13 protein-coding genes and 3 pseudogenes are annotated in these 12,879 nt (G+C 69.4%); 12 read left to right on the top strand and 4 right to left on the bottom strand.

The features are described 5' to 3' along the window. Positions 1–86 precede the first annotated feature (86 nt). The 7 genes and pseudogenes from IEY95_RS04160 (at position 87) to IEY95_RS04185 (ending at position 6,165) form a co-directional block, all read left to right on the top strand. Entirely contained in the window at positions 87–719 is a 633-nt protein-coding gene (locus IEY95_RS04160; protein WP_189184420.1) for a hypothetical protein, read from the top strand. Between the two features lie 99 nt (positions 720–818). Further along, complete coding sequence (locus IEY95_RS04165; protein ID WP_189184421.1) at positions 819–1,052, top strand: ferredoxin; 234 nt, start codon at positions 819–821, stop codon at positions 1,050–1,052. Then, positions 1,049–2,443, top strand: a complete 1,395-nt coding sequence (locus IEY95_RS04170) for an NAD(P)/FAD-dependent oxidoreductase (RefSeq protein WP_189184422.1) — start codon at positions 1,049–1,051, stop codon at positions 2,441–2,443. Before IEY95_RS04165 ends, IEY95_RS04170 begins: the two co-directional genes overlap by 4 nt. 23 nt (positions 2,444–2,466) lie before the next feature. Next, positions 2,467–3,702: a cytochrome P450 gene (locus IEY95_RS04175; RefSeq protein WP_189184423.1), complete on the top strand. Its 1,236-nt coding sequence runs from the start codon at positions 2,467–2,469 to the stop codon at positions 3,700–3,702. A gap of 80 nt (positions 3,703–3,782) precedes the next feature. Next, on the top strand, positions 3,783–5,225 hold the full coding sequence (purB, locus tag IEY95_RS04180; protein WP_189184424.1) for an adenylosuccinate lyase: 1,443 nt from the start codon (positions 3,783–3,785) through the stop codon (positions 5,223–5,225). Further along, positions 5,222–5,320 (top strand): annotated as a pseudogene (locus IEY95_RS48710) (mismatch-specific DNA-glycosylase); the annotation flags it as partial. The gene purB and the pseudogene IEY95_RS48710, both read left to right, overlap by 4 nt. 77 nt (positions 5,321–5,397) lie before the next feature. After that, a pseudogene (locus IEY95_RS04185) lies at positions 5,398–6,165 on the top strand (DUF5753 domain-containing protein). Here IEY95_RS04185 and IEY95_RS04190 read toward each other — a convergent pair. Continuing rightward, a complete protein-coding gene (locus tag IEY95_RS04190) occupies positions 6,157–6,507 on the bottom strand; it encodes a hypothetical protein (RefSeq protein ID WP_189184425.1) in 351 nt (116 codons plus the stop codon). The pseudogene IEY95_RS04185 and the gene IEY95_RS04190 sit on opposite strands and share 9 nt — an antisense overlap. Between IEY95_RS04190 and IEY95_RS04195 the strand changes: the two genes are divergently transcribed. The 4 genes from IEY95_RS04195 (at position 6,500) to IEY95_RS04210 (ending at position 9,618) form a co-directional block, all read left to right on the top strand. Further along, complete coding sequence (locus IEY95_RS04195) at positions 6,500–6,949, top strand: hypothetical protein (RefSeq protein WP_189184426.1); 450 nt, start codon at positions 6,500–6,502, stop codon at positions 6,947–6,949. The genes IEY95_RS04190 and IEY95_RS04195 overlap by 8 nt on opposite strands. Before the next feature lie 260 nt (positions 6,950–7,209). Further along, positions 7,210–7,353 (top strand): hypothetical protein, encoded by a 144-nt coding sequence (locus IEY95_RS04200; protein ID WP_189184427.1) that lies wholly within the window; start codon positions 7,210–7,212, stop codon positions 7,351–7,353. Between the two features lie 56 nt (positions 7,354–7,409). Then, positions 7,410–8,129: a DUF6545 domain-containing protein gene (locus tag IEY95_RS04205; protein WP_189184428.1), complete on the top strand. Its 720-nt coding sequence runs from the start codon at positions 7,410–7,412 to the stop codon at positions 8,127–8,129. Positions 8,130–8,235: 106 nt separating this feature from the next. Then, a complete protein-coding gene (locus IEY95_RS04210; protein WP_189184429.1) occupies positions 8,236–9,618 on the top strand; it encodes a cytochrome P450 in 1,383 nt (460 codons plus the stop codon). 777 nt (positions 9,619–10,395) lie between these two features. Here the strand turns inward: IEY95_RS04210 and IEY95_RS04215 are convergent. Beyond that, on the bottom strand, positions 10,396–10,761 hold the full coding sequence (locus IEY95_RS04215; protein ID WP_189184430.1) for a hypothetical protein: 366 nt from the start codon (positions 10,759–10,761) through the stop codon (positions 10,396–10,398). 324 nt (positions 10,762–11,085) lie between these two features. Beyond that, positions 11,086–11,460 (bottom strand): telomere-protecting terminal protein Tpg, encoded by a 375-nt coding sequence (tpg, locus tag IEY95_RS04220; RefSeq protein ID WP_189184431.1) that lies wholly within the window; start codon positions 11,458–11,460, stop codon positions 11,086–11,088. Positions 11,461–11,984: 524 nt separating this feature from the next. On the opposite strand from tpg, the gene IEY95_RS04225 reads away from it, so the two are divergent. After that, positions 11,985–12,515 (top strand): hypothetical protein, encoded by a 531-nt coding sequence (locus tag IEY95_RS04225; protein WP_189184432.1) that lies wholly within the window; start codon positions 11,985–11,987, stop codon positions 12,513–12,515. On the opposite strand, the pseudogene IEY95_RS04230 reads toward IEY95_RS04225, so the two are convergent. Then, positions 12,491–12,879 (bottom strand): annotated as a pseudogene (locus tag IEY95_RS04230) (hypothetical protein); the annotation flags it as partial. The gene IEY95_RS04225 and the pseudogene IEY95_RS04230 sit on opposite strands and share 25 nt — an antisense overlap.

Below are 12,879 nucleotides of genomic sequence, written 5' to 3' on the forward strand. Positions count from 1 at the left end.
ACTCCCGTGGCTGTCACCGATGGCGTGGGCGCGCCACTGCCTGCTTTCTGGACCGAGAGAGGAATCGGAAAAGAAGGCGAGCGTCGATGGAGCCGAGGGACGAGCGCCTGCGGACGCCGCGGGCCGCCGGTATGGCAGGGGCGGTGTTCGCCGTCCTGATGGCGGCGGCGATCGTACTGGTGCGGATCGCCATCCCCGCGGGGAACGCCGCCGACGCGAAGGTCGATCCGGGTGAGAGGTGGGCGGTGCGGGTGGCCCTGGAGATCCTCCCGTTCGCGGGAATCTTCTTCCTGTGGTTCATGGGCGCTCTGCGCGCGCAGGTCGGGGACGCCGAGGACAGATTCATCGCCACCGTGTTCCTGGGCAGTGGACTGGTCTTCGTCGCCACCACGTTCGGTGCCGGCGCCGCGGCGGGCACCGTACTGAATGAGGCTCAGCCCTCGGGCTTCGGCCGCCAGTTCGCGTACACGCTCATGACGACGTACGCGCTCCGCATGGCGGCCGTGTTCGTCTTCACCACCTCGACCATCGCGCACCGCCTCGGCGTTTTCCCCCGTCCGCTCGCCGTCCTCGGGTACCTCGCGGGCCTTGTGATGCTCATCTTCGGGTCCGGCCTGCCCTGGTCCGAGCTGGTCTTCCCGGCCTGGGCGCTGGTCGTCAGCATCCACATCCTGCGCGTCGGTCTCCGCGAGCCGCTCCCTTCCGCGGGTGCGCGGTGAGTTGCGCACCCGACGGGTGCCTCGGCGCGCGGCTTCGCACCCACTCGCGCATGCTGAGGAGGACGGAGCGAGAGGGGGCTACGGAAAGGCGGATCCTCGGTGAGGCTTGTCGTCGATCTCAACCGCTGCCAGGGATACGCGCAGTGCGCGTTCCTCGCTCCCGATGTGTTTGCCATGCATGGAGAAGAGTCGCTGCTCTACAACCCGCTGGCCGAGGAGGAGAGGCACGAGGAAGTGGCGCGAGCCGTCGCCGCGTGCCCCGTCCAGGCCATCCTCGTGGAGGCGGATCCCTCGGCCGAGGCCCCCCGGACCCGACCGGGAGGCGACCGGTGAGCGGTGACGGATCTTTGGACCGGCTCAAGCGCGACGGGCGCATCGTCGTCGTCGGCGCCTCCCTGGCGGGGCTGCGGGGCGCGGAGACGTTGCGCGAGGAAGGGTTCACGGGCTCGCTCACGATGATCGGGGACGAGCCGTACGAGCCCTACGACCGCCCCCCGCTGTCCAAGCAGATCCTGCTGGGCAGGGCGACAGCGGATCACACCCTCCTGCCCCGGCGCCGGGCGATCGACGCGGAGTGGCGCCTCGGAGTGCCGGCCACCGGTCTCGACATGGCGGCCAGGCGGGTTCGGCTGGGCGACGGCGACGAGGTGGAGTACGACCGGCTGCTCATCGCCACCGGTGTACGGGCCAGACCGTGGCCGAAGGAGGACGAGGCGGAGCTCGACGGAGTGTTCGTGCTGCGCACCCGCGACGACGCCTACGCGCTGGAGCGCTCGCTCGCGCAGAGCCCCCGCCGGGTCCTTGTGATCGGCGCGGGGTTCACCGGCTCGGAGATCGCCTCCGCCTGCCGGGAACGCGGTATCGCGGTCACCGTGGCCGAACGGGCCGCCGCACCCCTGGTCGGAGCGCTCGGCGGAGTCATCGGCGCGGTCGCGGCCGAGTTGCACCACGAGAACGGCGTCGATCTGCGCTGCGGCGTCATGGTGACCGGTCTCGAGGGCGACTCCACGGGACGCGTCCGCACCGCCCATTTCTCCGACGGGAACTCCGTCGAGGCGGACGTGGTGGTCGTCGCCCTCGGTGCCACGCGCAACACCGAATGGCTCGCCGGATCCGGGCTCGGCGCGGGCCCTCGTGGCATCGCCTGCGACGCCGGCTGCCGGGCCTTCGACATCCGGGGCATCGTGACCGACGACATTTACGTGGCCGGAGATGTCGCACGGTCCCCGCATCCGCTGTTCGGATACCAGTTCCTGTCCCTGGAGCACTGGGGGAACGCCGTTTCCCAGGCCGAGACCGCGGCGCACAACATGATGAGTGAAAGCGCGGACCGCCGCCCGCACATCTGGGTGCCCGCCTTCTGGTCCTCCCAGTTCGGTGTGAACATCAAGTCCGTCGGGGTGCCGACGATGGGGACGGAGATCGTCATCGCTCAGGGCGCCCTCAACGAGCGCAGATTCACTGGCGTGTACGGGTATCAGGGACGCGTCATCGGGGCTGTCACCTTCGACCAGTCGAAGTGGCTGCAGTTCTACCAACAGCAGATCGAGACCACAGCGCCCTTCCCCCCGCCCTTCCCCACGGTGGACCGCCGCCTCGAGGGGCAGCACCCGAGGGACGCGGACTTCCCCGACCCGTCGGTGCCCACGCACGGCCCGACCGTCACCCTCAGCGGATATGCGCCGGACGACCGGCGGCTGACGTTCACCCCCGCTCGGCACTGATCCGACGCTCACGAGGACGCACCATGACGCAAGCCATCCTGCGGGAGATTCTCGACTACGCCCACCGTGCCAATCCGTATCCGCTGTACGAGGAGCTCCGCAAGACGCCGGTGCTCCACGAGGCGGACGGACCGTACGTCGTCAGCAAGTACTACGACATCCAGAGCCTGCTGCACGATCCGCGGGTCAGCTCCGATGCCCGCAATCTCAAGTCGCCGGCGGCCGACCCGCTGGCCGCCGACGCACAGGAGGAGACGGCGCTGCCGCCGAGCTTCCTGCGGCTCGACCCTCCGGAGCACGACCGGCTGCGGCGTATGACGAACCGGCCCTTCGGGCCGCCGCACTCCCCTCGACGTGTCTACGACATGCACGGCGAGCTGAAGGACATCGTCTCCGGGCTCATCGACGGGATCGACAACCCGGATCGGATCGACCTGGTCGACCAGGTGTCCTATCCCTTCCCCGTGACGGTGATCTGCCGGGTGCTGGGGGTGCCGCGCGAGGACGAGTCGCGGTTCCACACCTGGGCGGACACCATCGCCGCCGGCCTGGATCCCGCCCCGGACGCCGATCGCGAGGAGCGCGACAAGATCGTGCACAACGCCCGCACGGAACTCGGCATGTATCTGGCCGGGCTCATCGAGGAACGCCGCAAGAAGCCCGGCGACGACATGCTGTCGGAGCTGGCCTCCTCGCACGGGCCGGACGGCGCCATGACGACGATGGAAGTCCTGAGCACGGCGGCACTCCTGCTGATCGCCGGTCACGAGACGACGGTCAACCTCATCACCAACGGCATGCTGACCCTGCTGCGCAACCCCGACGTCCTGGGGCGGCTGCGCGAGGACCCCAAACTGTCCGTCCCGATCGTCGAGGAGTTGCTCCGTTTCGAGCCACCCGTGCAGTTGGTGCCGCAGCGCACCACGCTCGCCGACATCGAGGTCCGCGGAGTCACCATCCCCAAGGGCGCGTCCCTGTGGCTGGTGCTGGCATCGGGCAACCGCGACCCCGACCGCTTCGATCACCCGGACCGGTTCGACCCGGAACGCGGGGACATCCAGCACCTGGGCTTCGGCAGCGGCATCCACAGCTGCTTCGGCGCCCCCCTGGCCCGGCTGGAGGCACAGCTCGCGCTGAGCGAGCTGGCCCGCAGACTGGAGAACCCGCGGCTGCTGGAGGACCCGCCGCCCTACCGGCAAAACGCGGTGCTTCGCGGTCCGCGCCACCTCCCGATCGCCTGCGACGGCATCCGTCCTTAGAGCTTCATCAGACTGGCCGCGGGGCTCTGAACTGTGTGGACGTACGGAGCCCCACCGGACGCCGGGTAAACTCCCTACACGTGACTGCCGCGCCCGCAAAGCCCCGTATCCCCAACGTCCTCGCCGGACGCTACGCCTCCGCCGAGCTCGCCACGCTCTGGTCCCCCGAGCAGAAGGTGAAGCTGGAGCGTCAGCTCTGGCTCGCCGTACTGCGGGCCCAGAAGGACCTCGGGATCGAGGTGCCGGACGCCGCCATCGCCGACTACGAGCGCGTCCTCGACCAGGTCGACCTCGCCTCGATCGCCGAGCGCGAGAAGGTCACGCGGCACGACGTGAAGGCGCGGATCGAGGAGTTCAACGACCTCGCCGGGCACGAGCACGTACACAAGGGCATGACGTCCCGGGACCTCACCGAGAACGTCGAGCAGCTGCAGATCCGGCTCTCGCTGGAGCTGATGCGTGACCGCACGGTCGCCGTCCTGGCCCGCCTCGGCAAGCTCGCGGGTGAGTACGCCGAGCTGGTCATGGCCGGTCGCTCGCACAACGTGGCCGCCCAGGCCACCACCCTCGGCAAGCGCTTCGCGACCGCCGCCGACGAGCTGCTCGTGGCGTCTGGAAGGGTCGAGGAGCTCCTTGCCCGCTACCCGCTGCGCGGCATCAAGGGCCCGGTCGGCACGGCGCAGGACATGCTCGATCTGCTCGGTGGGGACGCGGCGAAGCTCGCGGACCTGGAGCAGCGCATCGCCCAGCACCTCGGCTTCTCCCAGGCCTTCACCTCCGTCGGCCAGGTCTACCCGCGCTCTCTCGACTACGAGGTCGTCACCGCACTGGTGCAGCTGGCGGCCGCCCCGTCCTCGCTCGCCAAGACGATCCGGCTGATGGCCGGGCACGAGCTGGTCACCGAAGGCTTCAAGCCCGGCCAGGTCGGCTCGTCCGCGATGCCGCACAAGATGAACACCCGCTCCTGCGAGCGCGTCAACGGCCTCATGGTCATCCTGCGCGGCTACGCGTCGATGACCGGCGAGCTGGCGGGCGACCAGTGGAACGAGGGCGATGTGTCGTGCTCGGTCGTACGCCGAGTCGCGCTGCCCGACGCGTTCTTCGCGCTGGACGGCCTGCTGGAGACCTTCCTCACCGTCCTCGACGAATTCGGTGCCTTCCCGGCCGTCGTCGCGCGTGAGCTGGACCGCTACCTGCCGTTCCTCGCGACGACCAAGGTCCTGATGGGCGCGGTGCGCGCGGGCGTCGGCCGCGAGGTCGCGCACGAGGCCATCAAGGAGAACGCCGTCGCCTCCGCACTCGCCATGCGTGAGCAGGGCGCCGAGCGCAACGAACTGCTCGACAAGCTCGCAGCGGACGAGCGCATCCCGCTGGACCGCGCCCAGCTCGACGAGCTGATGGCCGACAAGCTGTCGTTCACGGGTGCCGCTGCCGACCAGGTCGCCGCCGTCGTCGGCCGTGTCGAGGAAGTCGTGAAGCAGCACCCGGAGGCCGCGGGCTACACGCCGGGTGCGATCCTCTGACGCGGCTCACCCCCGCGGACCTGGAGGCCGCCCGCGACCGGCTCGTGCCGGATGTCGTCGCGGACGGCCTCCACGTTCTGTTCTGCGGGCTGAATCTCTGGAAAATGCCAACGCTCCGCTGAGTGACAGAAGCACGAAGAGGCCCCGCCCATCCGCCACGGGGGAGGCAGACTTGCCCAACTCGAAGGTTTCGAAGCTGGAGTTGGGCAAGCAGACTGCCAGCCCGGACGACCTGTACCAGTGGGCGGCGGCATGCGGCCGGCCCGACTCGTGCGAGGAGCTGCGCGCCCCGCTGGCAGGCTCGAGCCGCACATCCGCTCCTGGCGGCGGCAGCTCGTCGGCGGGCACAAGCCCGTGCAGGACGCCCACAGGCAGCGCGGCACGCGTGGCACGGACGCCCACAACGAGGCGCAGGCCAACTCGAAGGTGTTGCGGGCATGGGAGTCCTCGTGGATCGTCGGCGTCCTCCAGACGCCCGACCATGCACGCGCCGTGCTCACCCGCTCCGCCGAACCGCACAGGTCTCCGCGGGGCATCGAGGAGGCGGTACGGGCCCGCATGAAGCGCCAGGAGCTGCTCTACAACGGGGCAGGCGCTACCGCATCCTCCTGTGGGAGCCGGTGTAGCGCTCGCTGGTCTGCCCGCCCTCGGTGCTCGCCGTCCAGCTCGACCGCCTCACGGCGTCATCGGCATGGACACCGTGGAGCTGGGGATCGTGCCGCTCACTGCGTCGCTCAAGGTTCCGCCCGGCCTGGGCTTCTGGATCTACGACGACCGCCAGGTGGTCACCGAGACCTGGCACGCGGAGCTGTGGCTCGACGACTCCGACTCGATCGCCCTCTACCTGCGGACCTGGAAGACGCTCCAGGAGTCCACGGTGTACGGAGCCGACGCCCACAACGTGATCAACGCGGCGCGGCGTGCGCTGAACCTACGCTGAGTATCGGCATCGTGATCTGCCGAGGAAGGGCCCACGACTGCTTCGCTGCCCCTCGGCCACGAGCTGCTTCGCCGCGGCCAAGATGCAGTCGCGCGGCACCACGACCACCGTCTCGTCGTCACCGACGGACGCGCCCTGCTCCTTCAGCCGGACCAGCAGCTCGGTGCCCGAATCGAGGCTGAGCCCGAGAAAGGTGAGCTTCCCGATCACGGGGAAGTCCCCGTCGTCCAGCTCGATGACGTCCGGGCAGTTGTTGTAGCCGGCCCACCCGCGCTCGGCAGGCGTCGATCCCGATGCGGCGCACGATGCTCCTTGCAGTGGCAGGATCGGTGCTATGGGCACCGAGACGGACTGGGTGTACCGGGTGTTCGAGCCGCACGGCTCGCAGGGATGGCGCCCCTACGGCAGCGACCCCGAACGGTGGCGGGGCACGATCACCGCCGACGATTCGAGCGAGGGCCCCCAGTACGCCCTCTCACTCGTCCTCGTCGACCTGATGACCGAGTGGAAGACGCGCGGCCTTCACCGGGCGAAGCACGTGCGGGTCTGCCTCTGGCGCGACGAGGAGGGCGACGAGGCAGACGCCGACGCCATCGTGGAGCTCCGGCCGAGCCTCCACGCCGAGTTACCGAGGGGGTGTCCGATTCGCCTTGTCTATGCCGATCCTGCGCCGGGCGTGTCGGAGGGGTCCGGCCTACCCGCCGGTGAGGAAGGGGCGTATACACCGACGGGTAACCCCATACCCCCTGGTCGGGGGCGGGGAGGGTTTCGTCACGGTCCGTGACCGTCGGGTTCGGAGAGGGAGGGGGCGGAAAATTTTTGCGAAGGCAGGCCGCCTGACGCTTCCGAGGGGACCCATGATCGCGACCCGCGTACGCCCTGCCGCTCCCCCGCCCGTACGGTGCAGCGCCCCCGTCGGCGTGCCTGCCGCGTACCGTCCACGCTACGCGGCCGCGACCTGCGGCGATACGGCATACGTGCAGCTCAGCGGGTGCGGTGGGGGCGGGTGCGGTGGGGGCGTGCGTTGCCTGCACAGTGGTGGTGGTGGCGCGCGCGACCGACCGGGTCGCCACCATGGAGCGCTTCGAGCACTACGTCTCCATGACCGTGCACGGGAATCGAGTCGGGCCGGTGCAGCTGCGCGGACCGTACGTCGACGCCGTCTTCGCCGCTCAGGCCCGACCCTGACGGCCCTGGTCGTCGACATCGTCGCGACGGTCCGCCAGTGCCGCGGACCGGACGAGGTGATCGCTCTGCCCGAGCGCCCCGAACTCGCCCACAGCCTGCGGCTGTTCGCCGCTGCGGTCGCGCTCGACCTGGTCTACGTCGCGGGGACCGCGACCGCCGTACTGGCCGCCTCCCAGCGCGAGCACGGCCTCGATGTCCTGGCCGCGCTCGGTTCGGTCGCCAGCAGCAGCGCCCTGGTCGCCGGCTACGGTCTCGCAAGGCCGGCGCTCACCGCCCGCGCAGCCGAGCGCCGCGACCACCAGGCCCTGCTCCCCCTGCGGGAAGCCGTCACGGTCACCAGGCAGCCCGGCCCTCGATATGCGACTCGGTGGAACAGCCGGTACGCCCTCACCGACCTCGTGGTCGAAATCCTCGACGACATCCGGGTACTGCACCCCTGGACGAGCGCTGCCGCCGACGAGCCCGTCAGCGCCAGGCTGAAGCAGCACCAGGCGGAACGTGTCGACGTCGACGCCCTCACGGCGGCGGCCGCCGTGCGGCACGCGCGGCGGCTGCGGGACGGCGCGGAAGTGCAGGACCAGCCGCCGCAGCACCAGCCCAGTCCGTCGGCGCTCGCCTGGGACGGCGTACCGGCAACCCGCCAGCGGGCCCACCTGATCCCGGTAGCCGGCTATCCGAACCATCCCGTGGTGACCGCCGCCCTGGACCACCTCGCCTCCACTTCAGCCCAACTTGCCGCGCAGGAAGCGACTTCGGACCGCACACGGGCTCGGTAGCCCCGAAAAGCGGGTTACACGTGGCCAACGCCACGCACCGGACGGGATTGCCCACTGAAACGCCACGGGAATTGATCACGGTGCCATCTCCGTGAAGGGATTGACCGTGCCCATCGCTGCGCCTCCCCCCATACCCAAGGCAGCAGGATCGTTTCCGCTGCTCGGCCACGCGATACCGCTCATCCGCAACAACCTCGCTTTCATCGCCTCGCTGCGCGACCAGGGACCGCTCGTCGAAATCCAGCTGCAGCCCGGCCAGCGGACCATCGTCCTCAACGACCCCCCACTGATCCGCACCATGCTCGTCGAGGTTGCCTCCACCCTCGACAAGGGCCGCTTCTTCGAAAAGATGGGCCAACTGCTCGGCGACTCCGTGGTCACCGCTGCGGGCGCCGAGCACGTCCGCAAACGCCGCCAACTCCAGCACGCCTTCCGCCACACCGAGATCACCCGGTACGTCGATCTCATGCGCGAGCAGGTCACCGCCACGATGAACGGCTGGCGTCCCGGCCAAGTCCTCGATGTGCGCGAGGTCATGGTCAAGCTCTCCCTGGACATGCTCTCCGCGACGGTGTTCTCCGGCAGCATCGACGAGCAGGCCTTCCACCAGCTGCGCCGCGACCTGTCCGTCGTCATGAACGGCGTCGGCGCCCGCATCATGCTGCCGGACTGGGTGGAGAAGCTGCCGCTGCCCGCGAACCGGCGCTTCACCGCCGCCCGGGATGCCGTCCGCGCCACCATCGACGCCGCGGTCGCCGAACTCCGCGCCGCCGACCGGGATACCGGCGACATGCTCTCCCTGCTGCTTCAGGCGACGGACGAGGAGACCGGCCGGCCGCTGACCAGCCACCAGATCTGCTCCGAAGTCCTCACCCTGGCTGTAGCCGGCACCGAGACCACCGCGTCCGTGCTGTCCTGGGTGCTCTATGAACTCGCCCGCTACCCCGCGATCGATGCCCGTCTGCAGGCGGAACTCAACGACGTGCTCGGTGACCGCCCGATCACCTTCGACGACCTGCCCAACCTGCCCTACCTGGGCCGCGTGATCACCGAGGCGCTGCGCCTGCACCACACCGGATGGCTCGTCACCCGCCGCACTTTGGAGCCGACCCGCCTGGGCCAGTGGGAGATTTCCGCGGGAACCGAGCTGGCGTACTGCCAGCATGCCCTGCACCGCGACCCGGCTTTCTTCCCCGATCCCCTGGCGTTCGATCCCGACCGTTGGCTGGACGAGAAGCAGGAGCTGCCGGAGGGGGCCTGGCTGCCCTTCGGGGCCGGCAAGCACAAGTGCATCGGCGACCGCTTCGCCCAGGCAGAGATCACCACCGCGATCGCAACGCTCACCCGGACCTGGCGGCTCGACCTCACCCCTGGACAGACCATCCGCCCGGTGGCCCGGGCCACGGTCCGGCCCAGCACCCTCGAGATGACCGCCAGGCCCCGAGAAGGGGCCCAAGTAGCGGCGACGACCACGCCAACTGGGCCGTGAACGCCCTCGCCTGCAGACGAAATCCGGACGGTCCCAGGCCAATGGTGTCCCTGCACTCCATCCTGGGCCGACACTGCTCCCGGTGATCCCCCTAATTGAGGAGAAGACTGGCGTGTTTCCCGTTGGAATGCCCCGTTCGGTCGCGCGGTTGACCGCGCTCGGCAGGGCCTACGACCGGCTGAAAGACAAGCTGCGACTGGCGAAGAGGAACCGCTAGCCCCTCACAGCCCGTGAACCCGACGGCCCCCGCCACCGAATCGCCGGAGCGGGGGCCGTCTACGCAGACCGGGAGCTCAGCCGTCCTTCTCCACCTTCCCGGAGCCGGGAGCCGGCGGTACGCCTTGACGGTCTTCAACTGCTGGAGGAGCGGGGCGACATGCGCGGCAAGTGCCTCGCTCTCGCTGAGTGAGCACCATCCCACGGGCACGCCGAAGAACCTCTCCAAGGCGGCGGCGACTTCCCGCCCGGGCTCGCTGCGCCCGTTCAGGAGATAGTGCACGTTGTTGTACGACAAGCTGACGCCGTAGGACGCGCTGACCTCGCTGGCGATCTTCCGGAGGGAGAGCTTCCTGCCGCGGGCATCCAGGCGTGTGTCACGCAGGAAGGTCAGCCGCTCGCAGAAGCGGCTTCGGCCGCCGCCTGGGGGCGCCCCGGCCAGCCGCTCCCCCACACGCTCCGGAGCAACGCCCGTGGCATTCACCACGTTCTGTGATCGGCTGCGTTGCGCGGCAGCGGCCAAAGAGCTTCCCCGGCACGGCAGGAGTACTCGACCCGGGGTCAGCTCTGCCGGGCGCGGGCGATGGTGTCGAACACCCACTCGTGAAACACAAGCCGCGGGAAGAACCGTCCTTCGACGTCGAACTTGAGCGAAAACGATGGGCTCATTCGCAGATCCCGGTGCACGGTGCGGACGGAGACGAAGGTGTCCGGAAAGTGCCGGCCCGATCCGATGGGGCCGATCCGGTTGATCCTCGCGTGAATACGGTTCCCGTGGACCAGAGCGGCACAGCCGTGCTTCCTGGCTTTCGATGCCGGGACGCCGGCGGCCCAGCGGCTGAACTCGTCGAGATACCCGTGCTCGGACAGCTCCCGCAGGGTGATCTTCTCCATCCGCACGTTCTCTGGGCCGTCGAGGAACACCATGAGCTGCGGTACCCCCCTGCGGCGCTGCCAGTGAGCGGGGAGGCCCCGCACTACGCAGTCCAGCACGCGCAGGACGTCCGCGCGCACCGCGGGATCCAGCGACTGGAGTTCTCTCAGCATGTATGCGCCGTCCTCGTTCACCCCACAAGCTTCCACGAGAGGGACCACTGGCTCAACAGTGCGGTCAGCGGCTTGATTTCGTGTCCATCCGGGCGCGTCGCCGGGCGTCCACCAGAGGCTTTGGTGACAGTCGGTCTGCTTTTGTGACAACTATCGCGCTTCGGCTCACCTGTCGGTTAAGCCTTCGGGCATGGCCTCTCCTCGTCAGAACGAGACGTCGATGTAGTCGATTTCGATGAGCTCGACTGCGAGGTGGTCGGCGCGGCGGCCGTTGTCCTTGAAACAGATTTCCTGCAGGCCTTCGACGACGATTTCGCGAAGTTGAGCGTCGCCGGCACCCTGCTGCTGGGCCTCGAAGAGGCGGCTGGCGTACGCGGCGGGGAGGTGGACGGTCAGGCGCCGCATCCGGGGGTCGTCGGTCGTGCCGACGGGGGCGGTGTAGCCGAACCGGGCCCGGGTCTCGATGGTGATGCCGGTGCTGGTGGCGGCCTTCTTGCGGTGCATGTTCACCCGCGCCTTGGCGATGACCGTGCCGCGCCATCGCTTCCGGCCTACGTCTGTCCCCCATACCGGCGCCATGCAAAGAACCGTGCTGCTCCAACGGCTGCCCTCAAGAGGCCGGCAGCGGCCCCGCCAAAAAAAGGTGGGTTCCCTTCCAGGAAAGCGCCGTTGCTCACCTGCCCCGGTCGCGGAGTGCCGGCTTGGCCAGCGCGGCCGTCCGCGTCGGCGACACCGTGTGCGGCACGCGGTGCGCGTCGGCCGCGGGAGAGCCGGGCGGTAATGCTGGACGACATCCCCTGTGTGCAGGTCGCGGCGCAGGCGGCGCCTGATCCCGGCGGTTCCCAGCGCGAGCTTGGCGTCGGCGCCCCGGGTCCCGGATGCCCGTTCCTGCAGGTCAGAACCGGCGCCCGCCGCCTCGGCCGCCGTCGCGTCATTCGTGCCAGTCGACCCCTCCGACGTGCTGTGATGAGCCTCACAACAAACATGAGGGTCCCCTCCGGATGATCCTCACAGTTCGGCGCCCGGCCGATCCGGATTCCCCGGATCACGGACAGGACGGCCGCCCGGTCAACGGAATCGCGGCACATCACAAGGAGATGGCCATGAACAAGTGGATCAAGCGCGTCTCGACTGCTGTCGCTTCTACGGCGCTGGCAGGCGGAGCCCTTCTCGGAGTCAGCGGCACGGCGTCAGTGGCGACGGCCTCGGCACCCGGGGAGCACACGCAGTCCGCGAGCACCGCCTTCGCCACCGGCGGCGACCGCGCGGACGGATACCAGAGCGCTCACCACGAGGCACAGGACGACAGCTGGGGCGCACCCCGCGGCTGGTACACGAACGACGACCGCCAGGGCCACTACGGGGAAGAGCGCTGGAACGGTAACCACGTGTACGTCTGGGACGGGTACCGCTGGGACGAGGCGACGGCGTGGCACCGCGTCAGCGCCGAGCGCTGGTACCTGGACCAGGTCGCATGTCGGTGTCGATACATACCGACGGTGCGCTGGTCGGGGCATTCCTCTGGTGGATCCGGCAGCGATGACGCGGGAGTTGCCAGCCCCCCGGCCAAGCCTCTGCACAGGGGCGCGGCGATGGCTGCGGTGCCAGCCTATGATGTGGGCGGGTCCAGCTGACGCTCCAGCCGTACCTCGGTCACGCTCACGCCCTCCGGAGCGCCGAACGCCTCAACCATCACGCCGTTGTTGATGTCGGTGACCTCCAGAGCCAAGTGCTCGGCCCCCACGCGCACGTCGAGCCTTGCCACGGGCTCGCCCGAGAAGTCCGGCATGCGGTGGATCCGCGCCGCCGGGTAGTTCAGGCTCGTCAGCTTGTCCTGCATCTCCCCGTACGTGGCCGTGTCCTTCCCCGAGAACGCCCTGCTGATGCGCAGTTGGTGCCTCTGGGCGGCGCACTTCTCTGGCACGGTCAGTGGCACCGGGTCAACCAGGACGGGCAGGGTGGAGTCGGGGGTCGGCTCCGCTGCCGTGGCATCGGCCT

This window comes from Streptomyces albiflavescens (assembly GCF_014645835.1).
Classification (GTDB): Bacteria; Actinomycetota; Actinomycetes; order Streptomycetales; family Streptomycetaceae; genus Streptomyces; species Streptomyces albiflavescens.